Annotated in this window: 16 protein-coding genes; 14 read left to right on the top strand and 2 right to left on the bottom strand. The window is 64.2% G+C overall.

The features are described 5' to 3' along the window. The first annotated feature begins 20 nt into the window (after window positions 1-20). Both ACFQ00_RS19505 and ACFQ00_RS19500 read left to right on the top strand, forming a co-directional pair. A complete protein-coding gene (locus tag ACFQ00_RS19505) occupies window positions 21-704 on the top strand; it encodes a cysteine hydrolase family protein (protein ID WP_381494970.1) in 684 nt (227 codons plus the stop codon). Then, window positions 701-2,011, top strand: coding sequence for an APC family permease (locus tag ACFQ00_RS19500; RefSeq protein WP_381494967.1), 1,311 nt, complete (start codon window positions 701-703; stop codon window positions 2,009-2,011). Before ACFQ00_RS19505 ends, ACFQ00_RS19500 begins: the two co-directional genes overlap by 4 nt. Here the strand turns inward: ACFQ00_RS19500 and ACFQ00_RS19495 are convergent. Then, the gene (locus ACFQ00_RS19495) at window positions 2,006-2,755 is read right to left on the bottom strand and encodes a helix-turn-helix transcriptional regulator (protein WP_381494964.1); all 750 of its coding nucleotides are present in this window, start codon (window positions 2,753-2,755) and stop codon (window positions 2,006-2,008) included. The genes ACFQ00_RS19500 and ACFQ00_RS19495 overlap by 6 nt on opposite strands. A gap of 221 nt (window positions 2,756-2,976) precedes the next feature. Between ACFQ00_RS19495 and ACFQ00_RS19490 the strand changes: the two genes are divergently transcribed. The 4 genes from ACFQ00_RS19490 to ACFQ00_RS19475 all read left to right on the top strand — a co-directional run bounded on the left by ACFQ00_RS19490 (window position 2,977) and on the right by ACFQ00_RS19475 (window position 7,892). After that, window positions 2,977-4,197 carry an MFS transporter gene (locus ACFQ00_RS19490; RefSeq protein WP_381494961.1) on the top strand — a complete coding sequence of 407 codons (1,221 nt, stop codon included), beginning with the start codon at window positions 2,977-2,979 and terminating at the stop codon, window positions 4,195-4,197. Between the two features lie 15 nt (window positions 4,198-4,212). After that, window positions 4,213-5,532 carry an amidase gene (locus ACFQ00_RS19485; RefSeq protein ID WP_381494958.1) on the top strand — a complete coding sequence of 440 codons (1,320 nt, stop codon included), beginning with the start codon at window positions 4,213-4,215 and terminating at the stop codon, window positions 5,530-5,532. 69 nt (window positions 5,533-5,601) lie between these two features. After that, window positions 5,602-6,756, top strand: coding sequence for a CaiB/BaiF CoA transferase family protein (locus ACFQ00_RS19480; RefSeq protein ID WP_381494955.1), 1,155 nt, complete (start codon window positions 5,602-5,604; stop codon window positions 6,754-6,756). 11 nt (window positions 6,757-6,767) lie between these two features. Beyond that, the gene (locus ACFQ00_RS19475; RefSeq protein ID WP_381494952.1) at window positions 6,768-7,892 is read left to right on the top strand and encodes a CaiB/BaiF CoA transferase family protein; all 1,125 of its coding nucleotides are present in this window, start codon (window positions 6,768-6,770) and stop codon (window positions 7,890-7,892) included. Window positions 7,893-7,895: 3 nt separating this feature from the next. On the opposite strand, the gene ACFQ00_RS19470 is transcribed toward ACFQ00_RS19475, so the two are convergent. Continuing rightward, entirely contained in the window at window positions 7,896-8,633 is a 738-nt protein-coding gene (locus tag ACFQ00_RS19470) for a GntR family transcriptional regulator (RefSeq protein WP_381494948.1), read from the bottom strand. A gap of 223 nt (window positions 8,634-8,856) precedes the next feature. On the opposite strand from ACFQ00_RS19470, the gene ACFQ00_RS19465 reads away from it, so the two are divergent. The 8 genes from ACFQ00_RS19465 to ACFQ00_RS19430 all read left to right on the top strand — a co-directional run bounded on the left by ACFQ00_RS19465 (window position 8,857) and on the right by ACFQ00_RS19430 (window position 19,413). Continuing rightward, window positions 8,857-10,914 carry a hydantoinase/oxoprolinase family protein gene (locus tag ACFQ00_RS19465; RefSeq protein WP_381494944.1) on the top strand — a complete coding sequence of 686 codons (2,058 nt, stop codon included), beginning with the start codon at window positions 8,857-8,859 and terminating at the stop codon, window positions 10,912-10,914. A gap of 16 nt (window positions 10,915-10,930) precedes the next feature. Further along, the gene (locus ACFQ00_RS19460) at window positions 10,931-12,853 is read left to right on the top strand and encodes a hydantoinase B/oxoprolinase family protein (protein ID WP_381494941.1); all 1,923 of its coding nucleotides are present in this window, start codon (window positions 10,931-10,933) and stop codon (window positions 12,851-12,853) included. A gap of 3 nt (window positions 12,854-12,856) precedes the next feature. Next, on the top strand, window positions 12,857-13,504 hold the full coding sequence (locus ACFQ00_RS19455; RefSeq protein WP_381494938.1) for an isochorismatase family protein: 648 nt from the start codon (window positions 12,857-12,859) through the stop codon (window positions 13,502-13,504). Next, a complete protein-coding gene (locus ACFQ00_RS19450; RefSeq protein WP_381494935.1) occupies window positions 13,497-14,303 on the top strand; it encodes an alpha/beta fold hydrolase in 807 nt (268 codons plus the stop codon). The genes ACFQ00_RS19455 and ACFQ00_RS19450 overlap by 8 nt, the downstream gene beginning before the upstream one ends. A 3-nt stretch (window positions 14,304-14,306) precedes the next feature. Beyond that, window positions 14,307-15,122, top strand: a complete 816-nt coding sequence (locus tag ACFQ00_RS19445) for an HpcH/HpaI aldolase/citrate lyase family protein (protein WP_381494932.1) — start codon at window positions 14,307-14,309, stop codon at window positions 15,120-15,122. Beyond that, the gene (locus ACFQ00_RS19440; RefSeq protein ID WP_381494929.1) at window positions 15,115-15,624 is read left to right on the top strand and encodes a MaoC family dehydratase; all 510 of its coding nucleotides are present in this window, start codon (window positions 15,115-15,117) and stop codon (window positions 15,622-15,624) included. The genes ACFQ00_RS19445 and ACFQ00_RS19440 overlap by 8 nt, the downstream gene beginning before the upstream one ends. Window positions 15,625-15,635: 11 nt before the next feature. Further along, complete coding sequence (locus tag ACFQ00_RS19435; RefSeq protein WP_381494926.1) at window positions 15,636-16,805, top strand: acyl-CoA dehydrogenase family protein; 1,170 nt, start codon at window positions 15,636-15,638, stop codon at window positions 16,803-16,805. Window positions 16,806-16,878: 73 nt separating this feature from the next. Further along, window positions 16,879-19,413, top strand: a complete 2,535-nt coding sequence (locus ACFQ00_RS19430; RefSeq protein ID WP_381494923.1) for a TonB-dependent receptor — start codon at window positions 16,879-16,881, stop codon at window positions 19,411-19,413. Window positions 19,414-19,430: the final 17 nt, after the last annotated feature.

The following is a 19,430-nucleotide window of genomic DNA, read 5'->3' as shown; positions in this document are numbered from 1 at the left end:
GTAGTGGAACATATATCCTCATGATCCGGGCACGCCCCTTCGATTACCCCTATGACGGCAAGCTGGATCCGAAAGCGGTCGGGATTCTCGTCATCGATCTGCAGACGGACTATTTGTCGAACGACGGTTACTTCGCGCGCAAGGGCTATGACCCTGCGCCGCTGCGCGCGATCATCCCTGCCGTTGAGCGGCTTGTATCGGCTGCAAGGGCAGCGGGGTGCCGGATCATCTGGACGCGGCAGGGATACAGGTCTGATGCCGCCGATGCTTCACCATACGACAAGTGGCGTGCGGCCCGGGCCGGCATCGAACTCGTCGCGGGGGACAGTGCGGCGCTGCTCCGGGGGAGCCCTGGTTACGATGTCATTCCGGAACTTGCACCGCACCCGGGCGATATCGTCGTCGACAAGACCGCGAACGGCGCCTTCTATCAGACCGACCTCGAACTCGTGCTGAAGGCGCAGGGCATCACGCACCTGCTGTTTTCCGGCGCGACGACGGACGTCTGCGTCCACACCACCTTGCGGGAAGCAACGGACCGGAAGTATCAGTGCCTGCTTGTGGAAGATGCCTGCGCGAGTTGTGATGCCTATGCCCATGATGCTGCCATCCATATGGTGACGGTCGAAGATGGAATCTTCGGCGTCGTCGCCACGGTGGATGCGGTGATCGCCGGACTTGAAGACGCCATCCGCGCCGAATGAGCGGACTGCCCGGCGATCCGTTGCCCCGCACAATTGGGGCTGGCGCGCTTGCTGCGCTTACGGCCGGCATCGTCATCGGCAGCGGCATTTTCAGAACACCGTCCGAGATCGCCGCGCTCGTCGGATCGCCGTCTCTCATTCTGCTGGTCTGGGTTGTGGGCGGCGCGATCACGCTTTGCCTCGGCCTCTGCCTCGCCGAACTTGGCGCGATGTTTCCGCGTGTCGGGGGGCTTTATGTCTATCTCGAAGAGGCGTTCGGGAAGCCGATCGCGTTCATGTTCGGATGGACTTTCCTGCTTATCAATCCCGCGAACTGGGCGGCGATCTCGCTGATCGCGGCGGCTTACATAGGCGCTGCGCTCGGCCTTGAACCCGGCGCCGACCGCTGGATCGCGACCGCCGCGCTCGCGGCGGTGACCATCATGAACGTCGCGTCGGTCACGCTTGCCACGCGGTTCACCAGCATATTCACCTTTGCCAAGGCGGCGGCATTGCTTTCGATCGCTGCCGTCATCATCGTTTCAGGCGTGGATGCTGGTGAAGGCGGTGCGCGCGGTGTAGGGTCCATGGGTGCGTTCGGCCTCGCGCTCATTGCCGTGCTCTGGCCCTACGAAGGCGTGGCAGCGGCAAGTGCGATGGCAGGGGAGGTGCGCGACCCATCGCGCAACATACCGCGCGGGCTGATCGGCGGCGTTCTCATCATCACTTTTCTCTATCTCGTCATCAACGTTGCCTTCCTGGCCGCACTCAACCCGGAGGTAATGGCAGCGTCGCGTTTCGTTGCCCGTGATGCAGCAACGGTGGTGCTTGGCGAAAGCGGCGGCGTGGCTGTGGGCGCTGCGGCGGCGGTCGCCGTGCTGGGCGCGCTCATCGCGGCCGGAACCTGCGATCCAAGGGTCTTGTTTGCAATGGCGCGGGATCGCTTGTTTTTCGCGCGCGTCGGAGACGTTCATCCGCGCGCGCAAACACCCTATGTCGCAGTGCTGGTATCGGCAGTGCTCGCCATGCTCTACGTGTGGGTCAGCACTTTCGAGGCGCTTGCCGCCCAGTTCGTGCTCGGCATGTGGCTGTTCTATGCGCTCTGTGTGGTTGGGCTCATTCGGCTACGGATCACAAAGCCCGATCTGCCGCGCCCATATCGAATGCCGGGGTTCCCCTGGCTGCCCGGCCTGTTTCTTGCCGCGTCGCTGGGGCTGCTCGTGAATGCGCTCATCGCGCTGCCGCTCATCAGCCTTACGAACATCGCCGTTGTCGCGATGGGCTATCCCGTCTACAAAATCTGGCAGCGATACGCCGCGCGCTCATAGCGTGCGGAGAAACAGGTCAAACAGCTGCGCTTGCGAGTGGATTTCGAGCTTCGCGTAGATATTCCGCTTGTGGTTCGCGACTGTGCCGGCTTCGATGCCAAGCAGACGCGCAACGGATTTGGCCGAGTGGCCCTTCAGCATCATCTCGATGATTTCCACCTCGCGTTCCGTGAGCTTGTCCGGCGCGATCGCGCGTACCTTTTCGGGCAGATTGAACGTAGTCGGCAGCGCGCCGGCATCACCGTTGCCGCCGTGCCTCAATTGCCCGCGAACAAAAGCTGTCACAAAGGGCAATACAGATTGAAAGCTGGCGATCTCGGTCACAGCGAAGGGTGATGCAGGCGCCTCGCGTTCGATGAAGAGGTGTGCAGACATGCCTTCATCCAGATGCACGATATAGCGCAGTTCGTCGATCACGTCGGTGAAGCGGTAGTGCCGCCGGTAGAATTCCGATGAGGTGAATGCTTCCGGCGCAATATCTCCCAGCCGGAAAAGGCCGCTGTGTCCGTCGGAATCGACCCGGCAGAATGGATCCAGCATATGAAGGCCGCGGATGTAGCTCTCCATCTGCTCGCCAATGCGCGCAAAATTGAGGTTCGTGTGAACAAGCGTGGGCTGTCTGCCTCGTTCGAATCGAAAGACAATAAAATTTCGAAATGTGCAGAGCGTTTGAAGCTGTTCGCACAACACATCAAAGCCGCGCGCGCCTCGCGGTGCTTCCAAAAGATGTTCGACCAGAATCATAATATCAGAGACTTACTAGCATCGAATCAGCTCAGGTTGACCAGCCGTCGTTTTATTCATGGCCATGCGATCATGTCGAATCGCCTGAAGGCTTACAGGAAGGGGTTGGTCGCTCGGTAGCGGGCACGGCATCGCGTTTCCGCCGCGCAGGTGAATGACGGCCATGGTCTTTGCCGGCAAATCTTCTTGGCCTTTCCTGCAAACTCGCCTTATGCGGGGGCATGGGCCAAAAGTTGTTCGAACAAAATCTGCGTTCTGTTGCTGACAACCTCGGCAAGGCGCTGATTCTGACTGTGCTCGTGCAGTTGCTGGCAACCAGCACGGCGCTGGTGCTTCCTCCCATCGCGCCGCGCGTTGCTGCGGATTTTGGCGTGGAGGCCCATGTCGTCGGCTATCAGGTCAGCCTGCTTTTCACGTCCGGCGCGTTTGGATCCGTACTGGCCGGCGCGCTGATCCGCAGTTTGGGTGCCGTGCGCACCGAACAATTCGGAATGGGCATGTTCGCGCTTGGGCTGCTCGGGCTGGCGACGGCCAACATTTCCGTCGGCGTGATCGCCTCTCTGCTGATCGGCTTCGCCTACGGGTTCCAGAATCCGGCTTCGTCTCAGATCCTGAGCGCCGTTACGCCCCTTAACCGGCGGAACGTCGTGTTTTCTATCAAGCAGGCGGCGGCGCCGCTTGGCGTGGTGCTGGTGAGTATTGCGCTTCCGCTGCTTGATGCGGTGATCGGCTGGCGCGCAGCGTTTGTCCTGATGGCGCTGCTGCCGTGCGCTGTGCTCATCGTTCTGGCGGGTCACAAGGTGCCGCATACGCCTCCACGAAACGAGGCGTCGCTACTGCGCGGCCTGCTGAAAGAGCAGCGGCTGATCTGGCGGCGCGGCGACTTGCGCGTGCTGACTATCATCGGTTTCCTCTACTCCTCGGTTCAGCTGACGCTTTCCACCTTCACCGTCTTGATGCTGACCGCGGATTGCGGGTGGCGGCTGATACATGCGGCGTCCGCGGCGGCAGGCGTGCAGGCCTTCGGCGTGCTGGGGCGGGTTTGCTGGGGCGTCTCGGCCGACCGGCTTGGGTCCGGGTTCGGCGTGCTGGCGTTCGTTGGCCTCGGCAGCGCCGCGGGTCTGCTGCTGTTGCCGTGGCTCGCGGACTTTCCAGCCTATATGCAGGTCGGCTTGCTGTGTTTCCTCGGCTTCTGCCTGAATGGCTGGAATGGCGTCGCGATGGCGGAGGTGCTCCGCCACGCTGCGCCCGCCGAGGTCGGAAGCGTGATGGGCAGCACGCTCGTCTATGTCTTCGCGGGTGTCATGGTCGGGCCGGCGAGCTTTGCGCTGCTTTATGAGATTGTGGGCAGCTACGGCCGGACATTCGCATTTGTGAGTGTCGTGTTGCTGATCGGCGGAAGTGCCGCGCTGCTGGTTCGACCAAAACGAAACAGTGCCTAAAGAGGGAGGATGAAGATGCAGGGTGAGGCACATCACGCTGAGGCAGCCATTGCACGGGCGCTGGACGCAGCCGACCGGGTCAATCCGTCGGTCAATGCCGTGCTGTGGCTCGACCGGGAGGCGAAGGCCGGTATTGGCCCGCTCGGCGGCGTGCCGGTTCTGGTGAAGGACTGCATCGACTGGCAGGGGCGCCCGACAACGCACGGCTCGGCGGTCTATCGGGATGCGCCGCCGGCGGCGGGGGATGCCGAGGTGGTGCGACGCCTGCGGGCTGCCGGCGCGACGCTCATCGGGAAATCGCACCTCAGCGAGTTCTGCTTCGGCGCGACTGGGGAAAACGCCGCTTTCGGCAACTGCCGCAATCCGTGGGACACCGCGCGCATCACGGGCGGATCGAGCAGCGGATCGGCCGCCGCCGTGGGCGCCGGGATCGTGCCCGCGGCGATCGGCACGGACACGGGTGGCTCGGTGCGCGTGCCCGCCGCGCTGTGCGGCGTCGTGGGGCTGCGGCCGACGCTGGGACGCGTTTCGAATCACGGCGTGCTGGATGTCAGCACGATCTGCGATGTGGTCGGGCCGTTCGGCGCCACCGTGGCGGACGCCGCGCGGCTGTACGCGGCCATTGCCGGCTATGATCCGCGCGATCCCCTGTCTTTCGCGGATTCGGCGGCGCTGCTGGAAGGAATGGACGCCGATGTGAAGGGGCTGCGTGTCGGGCTGCCGCGCGCGTTTTTCTACGAGGATTTGCAGGACTGCGTGGCACGCGCCGTGGATGAAGCCGCAGCTGTGTTGGAACGGCTGGGCTATACGCTCGTCGACGTGCCGCTTGGAGAGGCCGAGACGCTGCGCACCGGCGGCGCGTTCCGCTTCGTGCTCGCCGATGTCGCCGATGCGCGCCGCGATGTGTACCCCGAACATGCCGACCGGATCGGCGCGGAAGTCCGGCGGCGCATAGAGCTTGGGCATCAGGTGGGCGGCGCCGATTACGCGCATTGCATCCGCCTTCTCCAGCAGTTCCAGCGGACGCTTCGCGACACGTTCGCCGCCGGGATCGACGTGCTGCTCACGCCGACGACGCCCGTCACCGCACCGCTTTGGGCCGAGGCTTCGGACATGGTGGCGACGACGCGCCTCGTGGCGCGAAACACCTATGATCTCGGCGCGGCCGGGGTGCCGTCGCTGAGCGTGCCGTGCGGCCTCGATCGCCGGAACCTGCCCATCGGTATGCAGCTTACCGCACCCTGGCGCGCCGAGGCCCTGCTGTTCCGCGTGGCGCGCGCGTTCGAGGCGGCCACCGAGCATCACCGCCAACACAGTCCGATCATTCGCGATTAAAAGTTCGAACATTTATATTGATTGTGTCCGACCTTTTCGGCAGTCTCCGCCCGCGAAAGGGGAGGGCTCATGACTGCGTTGCCACTCGACGGCCTGAAAATCATAAGTTTCGAGCAATATGGCGCCGCGCCATATGCGACGATGTTCCTTGCCGATCTCGGCGCCGACGTGGTGAAGGTGGAAGGGGCGGACGGCGACTATGCGCGCAAGACCGGGCCGCTGACGCTGGGCGAGGCCGACAGCCTCTATTACCAGTGCTTCAATCTCAACAAGCGCAGCCTCATCCTCGATCTGAAGGCCGACACCGACCGGGCGCTGCTGCACCGTCTGGTCGCTGAATCGCACGCGGTCGTGAACAACCTGCGCGGCAGCCTGCCCGCGAAGCTGGGGCTGGATCACGCGGCGCTCTCGGCGGTCAACCCGCGCATCGTCTGCGGCCACATTTCCGCCTATGGCCGCACCGGATCGCGCGCCGACTGGCCGGGCTATGATTTCCTGATGCAGGCGGAAGCGGGCTTCATGGCGCTGACCGGCGACCCCGGCAGTCCCCCCACGCGCGTCGGGCTTTCGATGGTCGACTACATGACCGGCATGATGATGGCATTCGGCCTCGTCAGCGCGATCCGGGGCGCGGAGCGCAGCGGCATCGGCATGGATGTGGACGTTTCGCTGTTCGACGCGGCGCTCCACCAGCTCGCCTATCAGGGCACCTGGTATCTGAACGAAGGCGTCATCACGCCGCAGACGCCGCGTTCGGCGCACCCTTCGACCGTGCCGGTGCAACTGTACAAGACGGCGGACGGCTGGCTCTACATCTGCTGCATGAACCAGAAGTTCTGGGAAATCCTCGTCAGGCTGATCGGCCGCCCGGACCTCGGCGCCGACCCGCGCTTCGCCGATCTGGCCAGCCGCCGCGAGAACCGCGACGTGCTCACCGACGTGCTGGACGCCCTGTTCATGACGCGGACGCGCGCGGAATGGATGCAGATCCTGCAAGGCCAGATTCCGGCGGCGCCCGTGGAATCGCTGGACGGGGCCATCGACAATCCGTTCGTGGCCGAGGTCGGCATGGTGCAGGACGTGCCGCATCCCGCCGGCCGCACGCTCAGGATGTTCGCCAACCCGCTGCGCTTCGACGGCGCGCGTCTGGCGCAGCGGGCCGCACCCGGTCTGGATGCGGATGGTCCGGCGCTGCGCGGGCGCTTTCCCGCCGACGCTGCCTGAAGGGGGAAGCCGTGAAGCTTGAAGGTATCAAGGTCGTCGATCTCAGCATGTTCCTGCCGGGACCGGTGATGACGCAGATCATGGCCGATCATGGCGCCGACGTCATTCGCATCGAGCCGCCGGGCGGCGAGCCGAGCCGCGCCTTCGGACCCTACGATGCCGAAGGGCTTTCGATCTGGTTCAAGAATGTCCACCGCGGCAAGCGCAGCATCGTTCTGGACCTCAAGAAGCCCGAGGACGTGGCGGTGCTGCTGCGCCTGGCGGACGAAGCCGATGTCTTCGTCGAAGGGTTCCGGCCCGGTGTCGCCGCGAAGCTGGGCATCGATGCGCAGACGCTTTGCGCGCGGAACCCGCGCCTCATCTACTGCTCGCTCTCGGCGTTCGGGCAGTCCGGCCCGCTCTCCTACAAGGCGAGCCACGACATGGGCGCGCAGGCCTACACCGGCTTTCTGGCGATCAACGACAATGGCGACGGGCGTCCGGTGGTGCCCGGACTGCCGTCCGCCGACATGGGGAGCGCGCTGACGGGGCTCGTCGGGGTGCTGATGGCGCTTCACCGGCGCACCGCGACGGGACGCGGGGATATCGTCGATGCCTCCATGTACGACGCCCTGATGGCGTGGACGGCGCATCTGTCCGGCCCGGTGCTGGGCGGCGGCCTGCCGCCGACGACGCGGACGCACAGGTCCATCGGCGGCTCGGCCTTCTACAATCTCTACGAGACGCGCGATGGCCGCTTCATCGCGCTCACGGGCCGCGAAATGAAGTTCGCGAGGGCACTGCTCACGGCGCTTAGCCGGGAGGAGCTGATCCCGCTCGCCGAGGCTGAGCCGGGGCCGGTTCAGCAGCAGTTGATCGGTGAACTGCGGCAGATCTTCAAGGCGCGCGACTTCGACGACTGGAACACGTTCCTGCCGACCGTGGAGGTCAGCTGGGCACCGGTGCTGGACATGGCGGAGGGTTTCGATCACCCCCATGCGACAGCCCGGGAAATGCTCATCGATGACGGGATCGGCGGCCGCGTGGTCGGCACGCCGGTGAAATTCGCGGACGAGCCCGGCGAGGTGCATTTGCGCGCGCCGACGCTGGATGCGGACGGGGCCGCGATCCGCGCCACGGGCTGGGCGCGGAGCTGAAGGTCAGTCCTTTAGTTCCAGCCGCATGTTGTAAACGAAATCGCGCGAACGGAAGGTGTTCACCGAGATCAGGTAAATGCCGTTCCCGGCATCGAAATAGCGCCGGATGATCTGAAGCGCGGAAACGCCAATCGGTTCGCCGAGCTTGCCTGCTTCGGCGGGCGTGAGCATCTTGGCGCGGATATCCTGCGACAGGCCCGACGGCTTGATGCCGTGAACGCGGTGCAGCCATTCGTAGACGGGTTCGTCCGAAAATCCGTCTACGTCAGGCAGCACCGCACGCGTAACGTCCACGTAGACACGCACGATGCACAGCGGCATGTCGTGGTCGTCGTAGCGCACGCCTTGCATCGTATGCCATTCGCGCATCTCGTCGCAGCCGAGCAAACGGGCAAGCTGTCCGTCTGCACTCAGGCGTTCGCGCGCTTCCCACAGCATGTGCGTAGCGTGCGCATAGTGGAGGAGATCGGCGCGGGAGCCGATGGCGTGGCGGAAGGTCTGGATCGGGGTGTGACGCAGCACGGTGGTGCCCGCGCCCCGGCGGCGGCTCAGCAGACCTTCCTCTTCGAGCTGCAGGAGCGCGCCGCGCACCGCATAGCGGCTCGACCCGAGTTCGGCGCAAAGTTGCACCTCAGTGGGGAAGGGGGAGCCAACGGCGAATTCGCCCGAATCGATGCGCTCGCGCAGCTCGGTATAAACCCCTTCATACCTCGGGCGTCGTCCGGCGCTCACCTTGCTCACTTCGTTCTCCTTCGTTGCCGCCGGCATGGCCCGCGTCAGCGGTTCGTACTTGGCTCGAAAAGCACAAGAATTCAATAAATCAAACTAACTGAATTAAAAGTTCGAACTTTTCCATTGACCTGCCTGTCGCCCTTTGTCAGCTTACGGGCTGCGCGATATGTGCGGCCTGGCCCTGGGAGGGCGCCGGCACGATGAAATCCGTTTCGCGAGTGGAGGGAGTGGCATGGGTCTTCGGGTTGGGGTGGACGTCGGTGGGACGTTCACGGACATTTTCTTGCTCGATGAAGGGGCCAGCCGGACCTACACGGCCAAGGTGCCTTCGACGCCGGCCGATCCTTCGGAAGCGGTGATCGCCGGAATCGAGAAGGCCTGCCGCGAAAACAGCCTCGACATGGCGGACATCACGCATGTGATGCACGGCACCACGGTCGCGACGAACGCGGTGCTGACCGGCAATGGCGCGTCGGTCGGTCTGATCGTCACCGAAGGCTACCGGCAGGTTCTGCATCTGGCGCGCGGCTTCGTGCCCGGCGCTCTCTCGGGGTGGATCAACTTCGTGAAGGGCAAGCCGATGGCCGCCCTGAAGCACACGCTGGAGGTCTCCGAACGGATCAGCGCCAGCGGCGAGGTCGTCCGCCCGCTCGACGAGGCCCGCCTGCGCGCGGACCTTCAGCGCTTCAAGGGCAGTGGCGTCGGCTCCATCACCATTTCGCTGATGAACTCCTATGTGAATGCCGCGCACGAGAAGCGTGTCGAGGAGATCGTCCGCGAGGAGCTTCCCGACATCTCGATCTCGGTGTCGTCCGACACGCTGCCGGAAATGCAGGAGTATGAGCGCGCCATCACCACGGTGGCCAACGCGTTCGTGAAGCCGGTGGTGTCGCGCTACGTCTCCAACCTCAAGACCAATCTCGAGGCGCGCACGACCGGCGAGGTGAAGCTCTCGATCCTGCGTTCGGATGGCGGCCTCGCGACGGCGGCCTCCGCGGCCGACTTCCCGGTCAACCTGCTGATGTCCGGCCCCGCGGGCGGTGTCGCCGGCGCGATCTGGGTGGCGAAGCAGGCGGGCTTCCCCAACATCATCACGTTCGACATGGGCGGCACGTCGACAGACGTCTGCCTCGTCGAAGGCGGCGAGGCGCAGGTACGCCGCGAAACCGTTGTGCACGACGTTGTCGTTCGCGCGTCCTCGGTAGACGTGCGCACGGTGGGTGCGGGCGGCGGTTCCATCGCGACCGTTCCCGAGCTGACCAAGGCGCTCCGTGTCGGTCCCCAGTCTGCAGGCGCAGTCCCGGGTCCGGCGGCCTACGACAAGGGCGGCACGGAGCCGACCGTCACCGACGCCAACGTCGTGCTCGGCTACCTGCCGGCGGATGCGCGTCTGGGTGGTGACATGGTCATTCGCCGCGATCTCGCGCAGCAGGCCGTCCAGAAGATCGCCGATGCGCTTGGGCTTGGGCTCGAGACGGCTGCGGAAGGCATCATTCGTATCGTCAACGAGAACATGTTCGGCGCGCTGCGGCTTGTGTCGGTCGAGCAGGGCTACGATCCACGCAACTTCTCGCTTATGGCCTTCGGTGGCGCAGGGCCGCTTCACGCCAATGCGCTCGGGCGACTGCTGCAGGCTTGGCCGGTGATTGTACCGCGCGGTCCTGGCGTGCTCTGCGCCGCGGGCGACGCAACGACGCGTCTTCGCGATGAAGCGGCACGCACGATGATCCGCCCGGTGGACGGCATCGACCTTGCTGAACTGCGGGGACTGCTCGACGAGCTTGAGGAGCGTGTTCGCGCTACGCTCGACGTCGAGGGGATTCCCGAGGACGCGCAAGAGATCATCTATCAGGTGGATCTGCGCTATGCTGGCCAATCTGCGGATATCACCGTCTCGCTGCCGCCTGCCGAGTTCGCCGAGCACGGCCTCGCCAAAGCCGCCGAGCGGTTCGATCATCTCCACGAACAGATGTTCAGCTTCAGCCTCGACAAGGGCAAAGAGCTGGTCAACCTGCGCGTCATCGCGCAGGGGCCGGGTGCGAATGTCGGCCAGCTTGCGCTGGCGGAAGGCGACGGCGACCCGGCGCGCGCCGCCGTTCACAGCACGCGCATCTTCGACAGCGGCGCGTGGCACGAGGCGACGATCTACGACAGGCGCAAGCTGCTCGCCGGGGACCGCGTGAACGGCCCGGCCATCGTCACCGAGCTTGATTCCACCACGCTCATCCTGCCCGGCAGCCACGCGACGGTCGACACCGTCGGCAATCTGCTCATCCGCGACGACCGCTGAGAACTGGAGGCACAAGATGGCAAGGCTCATCGAAACCAACACCACGCCCTGGCCGACGGTCGATGTCGATCCGGTCACGCTCGATGTCATCGAGAACGCGCTCCAGAACGCCCGCGTGCAGATGGACGCGATATTGTTCCGCACCGCGATCTCGCCGATCATCCGCGAGCAGCGCGACGGCTTCCCGGTGCTGACCAACCGCGAAGGCATGATGCTGGCGGGGCAGTTCGGATCGCCGGTCGACGGGTTCGTCGACAATTATGACGGGGAGGTCTCCGAAGGCGACGTCCTCCTCACCAATGACCCCTATGCCTGCCAGGGCGCGATCAGCCATCTGAACGACTGGCTGTTCTGCATGCCGGTGTTCTACGACGGCCGCCTGCTCGGCTGGACCGCGATGTTCGGCCATATGTCGGACATTTCCGGCATGACGGCCGCCTCGATGCCGGTGACGTCTTCCGATCTGTTGCAGGAAGGCATCGTCATCCCGCCGGTGAAGATCGTCTCCAAGGGCGAACTGCAGAAGGACCTGCTACGCATGGCGATGCGCAACACGCGCACGCCGGACTGGAACGAGGCCGATTTCTTCGCGATCCTCTCCGCGTGCCGCACGGGCGCGGCGCGCCTCGTCGAGATGGCGGACCGCTTCGGGCCGGACGTGCTCGTCTCTGCGCAGGACCAGCTTCTGAAGCGCAACCGCGAGGCGATGCGCGCGCTCATCGTTTCGACGATGCCCGAGAAGAAGGTCGTGTTCGAGGACTGGATCTGTGACGATGCCATCGGCCACGGCCCCTACAAGCTCGGCTGCGAGATGTGGCGCGAAGGCGACAAATTGATCTTCGATTTCTCGCGCACCGATCCGCAATCGGCGGGCTGCGTGAACTTCCTGCTCAACGAGCGCATGTTCAAGATGTTCTGCGGGCAGTTCATGGTGAACGTGTACGATCCGCAGATCGTCCTCAACGACGGCTACATCGACCTCATCGACGTGCGCATCCCCAAGGGCACGCTGCTGAATCCGATCGCGCCGGCGGCGCTCAACGGACGCACGCACGCGCTCGGGCGCATCTTCGACATCATCAGCGGACTCTTTGGTTCGGCGAACCCGGACTTCCTCGTCGCCGCCGGATTCTCGGACAGCCCGCACTTCATGTATTCGGGCTTCAACAAGGGCAACGACTGGTTCCTGCTGTTCCAGATCGGCTTCGGCGGCATCCCCGGCAAGCCGGGCGGCGACGGGCCGGACGGCCACTCGCTGTGGCCGAAATTCCGCAACGTGCCGAACGAATATATCGAAGCCTATTTCCCGATCCGGATCGATCGCTTCGAATCCCTGCCGGATACCGGCGGCGCCGGCAAGCATCGCGGCGGCAACGGCGTGCGCACCGAATATGTGTTCGACGTGGAAGGCGAAATCTCCATCCACGACGACCGCTGGCTGACCTATCCGTGGGGCGTGAAGGGCGGGCAGCCGGGCAAGCGCAGCCGCAAGCTGCTGGTCCGCGCGGACGGCGAGGAGAAAATCCTGCCGTCGAAGATCGATCATATCTTCGTTGAGCCCGGCGACCGCCTGATCTTCGATACGTGGGGCGGTGGCGGCTGGGGCGATCCGCTGGAACGCGATATCGCCGCCGTTGCCTATGACGTGGAAGCGGGCCTCGTCACCCCGGAAGGCGCGCGGCGTTATGGTGTGGTCATCTCCGGTGACGGCGTCGTCGACACGGCGGCGACCGAGGCGTTGCGGGCCGAGATGCGGAAGGCCCGCCCGGAGGTGAATGCGTTCGAGTTCGGGCCTTCGATCGCGGAACTGCGCGCGACCTGCCTTGAGGAAACCGGGCTCAATCCGCCGGTCGATCCCAAACCGTCGCCGATCGCCACCGCATGGTTCAGCAAGCGCGGCGAAGCCGTGCCGATGCCCCAGCGCTACGCGGCGGAGTGAGCCATGGCGAACGATCGGGCAGACGCCAGGGGCTTTTCCGCAGCCGGCTATGGCGACCAGGGCAATATCGGGTTCGGCCGGCAGCCGGCCGTGCTGGTCGTCGATTTCCAGCGGTCGTTCACCGATAGCGCCTATCCGATGGGCCGGTCCGGCCATGTCGATCAGGCCGTGGAGAATACCGCGCGGCTGCTGAAGGTCGCCCGGGCGAACAACGTGCCGGTCGCGACGTGCAGCGTCGGGTGGAACAGCCCGCGCGACATGGGCCACTGGAAGGTCAGCTCGGTCTACAAGGACATGTTCTACGGCGACGCCGGCATGGAGCTCGATCCGCGCATCTCCGATCCTTCCGACTTTCATTTCATCAAGGGTGCGCCGTCGATCTTCTTCGGCACGCCGCTGCAGACCTTCCTGACGCGCCAGGGCGTGGACACGGTGATCGTGACGGGCTGTACGACGAGCGGCTGCGTGCGGGCATCGATCGTCGACGCGTTTTCGTACGGCTACCGGGTGATGGTGCCGGAGCCCTGCTGCGGGGATCAGGAGATGGCCGCGCATCAGGCGAACCTTGCCGACGTCGGGCGTCGCTACGCCGATGTTCTGGGCCTCGAAGAGGTCATTCAAGCGATCAGTGGAAAGCGTAAAGATGCCTGAATTGAAGCGCCCCGACGGCGCGGTGATCCACTACGAAATCGTGGGGGAGGGCGATCCGGTGCTCTGCCTCGGCGGCTGGGGCACGTTCTGCCACGGCAACAGCGGCGGCCTGCCGTTCGGGCTGGCCGATCACTATCAGGTTATCCTGATGGATTATCGCGGCATCGCGGAATCCACCGACAATCCCGAGACGCCGATTTCCATGCGCGTCTATGCCGACGACGCGATCGCGGTGCTCGATGCGCTTGGGCTGAAAAATGTCCATCTGCTCGGCATGGTCGGCATCGGTGCGTGCGTCTGCCAACAGATCGCCATCATGCGGCCCGATCTTGCGCGGACGCTGGTGAACACCGGGGCGTGGGCGACGATGGACCCGCTGCTCGCCGACCAGTTGCGGTTGTTTCTGGATATTCACCGCGATGCCGGCTGGGCGACGTTCCAGCGGCTGGTGTGCGCCTATTCGTTCAGCGCGGACTATTATAACGCCAATGCGGATCGCCTCATCGGGCCGCAGGGCCCGTGGCGCGAATTGCAGGGCAAGATCGAAACGCACGCGCGCTTCATCGATGCAAGCATCGACTACGATGTCATAGAAGATCTGAAGCGGGTGCAGACTCCCGCGCTGATCATGCACGCGCCGCTCGATACCATCACGGGCCCGCGCACGACCAAACCGATCGAGGAGGCGCTACCGAACGCGACCGGGTTCGTGATGGAGGGCGCGGCGCACGTTCTTGCCGGCAAGGACCAGCGCAGCCGCTTCTCCCAGCGCCTGTTTGAATTCTACGCGCAGCACTGATCGATGGACCGCGCCGTCTCCTGCCTTCTGTTCGTTCCGGGAAACCGGCCGGAGCGCTTTGAAAAGGCGCTGGCGACGGGTGCGGAGCTGGTCTGCATCGATCTTGAGGATGCGGTGCCGCCGGCCGCGAAGGCCGAGGCACGCGCGGCGGTGATCGCGGCGCTTGCCGGCCTGCCGAAAGAGCGCATCGCAGTACGCGTGAACGGCATGCGCACCGAGGCGGGACTGCGCGATCTGCTCGCGCTCAAGGATGCCGGGCCATTGCCGCTGCTGCTGGTGCCGATGGTGGAAAGCGCAGGCGAGCTTTCGCCGCTGCAGGCCGTCGGCGCGTCCGCGATCATCCCGCTGATCGAAACCACGAAAGGCCTTGCTGCGGCAGCGGAGATCGCGGCGGCGGAGGCGGTGGCCGCGATGATGTTCGGCGGCGGCGACCTTTCCGCTGAACTCGGCGTCGCGCTCGAATGGGAGCCGCTTGCGGCGGCGCGAGGACAATTCATTCTCGCCTGCGCGCGGGCGCGCGTTCCCGCGATCGACGTGCCGTTCATCCATATCGCCGACCCGGATGGGCTTGCCGAAGAGGTCCGCCGCGCGAAGAGCCTCGGCTTCTCCGCGAAGGCCGCGATCCATCCGGCGCAGGTGCAGACCATTCAGGACGTTCTGCGCCCGCAGCCATCCGACATCGAAGAGGCGCGGGCCGCGCTTCAGGCGTTCGCCGAGGCTGGCGGGCAGGCTGTCATGTTCAATGGCCGGATGCTGGAGGCGCCGTTCATGCGCCGGCTGGAGCGTCTCGCCGCATTTGGAGAAAGCCGTAATGCGTAAGGGTGTCATCGAGGTTGCGCCGGGGCGGTTCCGGGAAACCTTCGGCCGTTATTTCGAAGAGTTCGAGGTTGGGCACATCTATGAGCACCGGCCCGGCCGCACGATCACCGACGCCGACAACGTGTGGTTCACGCTGCTGACGATGAACACGCATCCGCTGCATTTCGATTATGAATATGCCGCGAAGACAGAGTTCGGACGGCCGCTGGTCTGCTCGCCGCTGACGGTCGCCATCCTTGTCGGCATGAGCGTCAGCGACGTTTCGCAAAAGGCCGTGGCCAATCTCGGCTGGACGAACATCAGCATGACGCATCCGCTGTTCTGCGGCGACACGCTGTATGGCGAGAGCGAGGTGCTGGGCAAGCGCGAGTCCGGCTCGCGGCCGCAGCAGGGCATCGTCACCGTGAAGACGACCGGACGGAACCAGAAGGGCGACGTCGTCTGCACCTTCGAACGCTCGATCCTGGTGTGGAAGCAGGGCTTCGGCCCGGCTGACGATTGAGGGCACGGCAGATGTCAGACAACACAGCGCGAACGATCGACCCCGAAGAGGAGGCCGTCCTGCTGCATTCCATCGATCGCTGGATCGACAAGGATGTGCGGCCCGTGGTGATGCACCACGATCACAACGATGAATGGCCCGCGAAGCTGGTCGAGCAGATGGCGGAGATGGGCCTGTTCGGCGCGACGATCTCGCCGGAGTATGGCGGCCTCGGCCTGCCCGCGACGACCTATGTGAAGATCGTCGCGAAAATCGCGTCCTACTGGATGGCGATCACCGGCATCTTCAATTCGCACCTGATGCTGGCGGCCGCCGTCGAGCGTTTCGGCACGGCGGAGCAGAAGGCGGAATGGCTCCCTAAGTTCGCCAGCGGCGAAATTCGCGGCGGGCTTGCGCTGACCGAACCCAACGCCGGGACCGACCTGCAGGCGATCCGGACGACCGCCGTTCGCGACGGCGACGACTATGTGATCAACGGCACGAAGACGTGGATATCGAACGGCATCCACGGCAGCTGCTTCGCGCTGCTGGTGAAGACCGATCCCGCCGCGCAGCCGCGCCACAAGGGCATGAGCCTCTTCATCGCGCCCAAGCTCAGCGGCTTCGAGGTTGGCAAGAAGATCAAGAAGCTTGGCTACAACGCCATCGACAGCGCGGAGCTGATCTTCGACAATTACCGGCTTCCCGCCGCGAACCTCATCGGCGGCGTGGAGGGCCAGGGTTTCCTGCAGGTGGCGGGCGGGCTTGAGCTGGGGCGCATCAACGTGGCCTCCCGCGGTGTCGGGCTTGCCGAAGGCGCGCTGCGCCATGCAACCGAATACGCGACGGTGCGCCAGACGATGGGCAAGCCGATCTGCGAACATCAGGCCATCCAGCTGAAGATCGGCGAGATGGTGACGCGCGCACGCGCCGCGCGCCTGCTGACCATGGATGCCGCCGAAGCCTACGACCGCGGCCAGCGCTGCGACATGGAGGCCGGCATGGCGAAGTATTTCGCATCCGAAGCCGCCGTGCGGAACTCCGAGGAGGCGATGCGCATCTTCGGCGGCTACGGCTATTCGAAGGAATACGAGATCGAGCGCTATTTCCGGGATTCGCTGCTGATGTGCATCGGCGAGGGAACGAACGAGATGCAGCGGATCATCATCTCCAAACAATGGGTCAAACGGCATTCCGCGTAGAGGTTTCACAACAGGAAAAATTCGCAGGCGAGCGTTCAGGGCAACAGCATTGGAAAGGGACAAGGGGGATACCATGACGAAATCCGAACTTAGACTTGCAACGTGTCTTACGACCGCATTCGTGATCGTGCTTTCGCTTCCTGCGCCGTCTTACGCGCAGGAGCAGGCAAGCGAGACCGCCGAACCCATCGGAGGCGAGATCGTGGTGACGGCACGCCGGTTCGACGAAAAGCTGCAGGACGTTCCTGCTGCGGTTTCGGTGCTGACGGCCGAAGCCATCGAGAACACGGGCGCCCGCGTCGCGGCCGATTTCGTGCAATTGACGCCGGGTGTCACGATCGTCACCGGCAACGTCGAAGCGGCCGATACGCAGATCAACATTCGCGGTATCAACGGCGCGCGCGATGCGGAAAGCAACGTTGCGCTCGTCGTTGACGGTATCCAGAAGTCGAACACGTCGTCGCTGAACCAGGATCAGGGATCGGTGCAGCAGATCGAAGTGCTGAAAGGACCGCAGGGCGCGCTTTATGGGCGCAATGCCGCCGCCGGCGCCGTTATCATCACCACCAAGAAGCCGGGCTCCGAGCTGGAAGGCAGCGGGCGTGTCAGCTATGGCAACAACAATACGGTAGAGGCGGCCGCGTTGATCTCGGGTCCGCTCAGCGACTCCGTTGGCTTCGTCCTCAATGGCGATTACGGTCGGGGAGACGGCTATTTCCGCAACAGCTTCCTGCCGACCGACATCAACAAGACGCTCTATCCGGGCAACAGCACCAAAGCCGACTCGATGGACAATTACGAGCGGTGGAACGTGAACGGCCGCCTCGTGTTCACGCCGAGCGACGATACGGAAATCGATCTGAAGGCGCGCTACGGCAAGGTCCGCAGCGGTGCGATCGCGTTCAACGCGGCGTTCCAGATCCCGGCGCTGGAAGGCGCCGACAAAGTGTTCAACATCGACATCAACGATCACAAGTTCATCTTCACGCCGAACATCGATCCGCTGAACACCCAGAAGACCATGGAAGCCTCTGCGCGTCTCACGCAGTCGCTGGGTGCGGTCGATCTGATCGGCTACGTCGCGTACAGCAACATCAAGAACGACTTTTACGCGGATGGTACGAGCGGCGCCTTCGGGTTCTTCGCGAACGAATCCACGTGTCAGGCGACGTCGGTGGGCACGGTGCCGGTCGTCAATCAGGCGCCGTTCGATGAAGCCTATCTCGGTGGCGCGTTCGTCGGGTCGCAGCCTTACTCGCCGGCATCGTGCGATGGAACGCAGTATCAGCGGCGCAATCAGGAGGATTTCAGCGCGGAGATTCGTCTGGTCGGGGAGGCCGATTCACTGCGCTGGCAGCTCGGCGGCTATTTCCTGACGCTCGATCGGCGGACCTGCATCAATCTCGGTCTCGACACGGGGCAGGGCGTGGTTCGCGAGTGCTATACGACCGATCCCACCAACCCGACCGAATCCCTGGTCGACGACAATTTCAAGACCAAGGTCTACGCGGCATTCGGCTCGGTCGATTATGACGTGAGCGAAGCCTTCAAGATCGGCCTCGCGCTGCGCTACGACATCGAGGATCGCAGCACGAGCAACAACGTGCCGACGGGGCGGCTCACGCGCTGGGTGGGCAACGTGCTCACGGGGAACCCGAACGGCACGGCGACGACACCGGCGAATTACTACCTGAACCCCGGTCTCGACCCGGTTTACAACCCGAGCGGCATTCTTGCCGACCGCAGCCAGACCTACAAGCAGCTGCAGCCCAAGATCACGCTCGGCTACAAGGTCAGCCCCGACGTTTCGCTGTTCGCGAACTGGGGTATCGGCTTCAAGTCGGGCGGCTTCAACAACGGCGGCTCGCAGGCCGTTATCGACAACTTCTTCAACGCGACGATCTCGTCCGGCCTTTCGATCTTCGACGATTACCGCAAGGAACGCTCGAGCGCGTTCGAGGCGGGTATCAAGGGCAGGGCGCTCGACGGGCGCCTGACGTTCGATTTCGCCGGCTATCACACGACCGTGAAGGATATGCAGTTCTTCGAATTCTTCGTGGGGCCGTTCGGACTTCTGCGCGTCGTCTCCAACATCGACAAGGTGGAGCTGTACGGCGCCGAGGGCTCGGCGAGCTTCCGCCTGATCGACGGCTGGTCGCTGTTCGGCTCGTTCAACGTGACCGACAGCAAGATCAAGCGCAACGACGCGCGGCCGTATACGGAAGGCAACAAGTCTCCCTACACCGCGGATTACACGCTGAACATCGGCAGCCAGATCGATGCACCGCTCAGCGATGCGCTGTCGCTGCTGGTGCGTGCGGACTATCGCATCACGGGCAAGACCTGGTTCCACACTGTGCAGGACAATACCGTGCCCACGATTTTCGGGCTCGCGGCGAACTTCAAGAACTCGCAGCGCGATCCCTATGGCATCTTCAACCTGCGCGTTGGCCTGAAGTCGGATAGCTGGTCGGTCAGCGCCTTTGCCGAAAACATGTTCAACAAGAACTACGTGGCGGAAGTCATTCCCGCGCCGGAATTCGGCGGCGACTTCCTGACGGCGGGTATCCGTCGCAGCTATGGTGTGGAACTGGCTTACAAGTTCTGACCCTGGCGACTGCAAGA

This window comes from Sphingosinicella xenopeptidilytica (assembly GCF_042676985.1).
Classification (GTDB): Bacteria; Pseudomonadota; Alphaproteobacteria; order Sphingomonadales; family Sphingomonadaceae; genus Sphingosinicella; species Sphingosinicella xenopeptidilytica.
The sequence above is the reverse complement of the archived record's forward strand: the minus strand, read 5'-3'. Positions and strand labels throughout refer to the sequence as shown.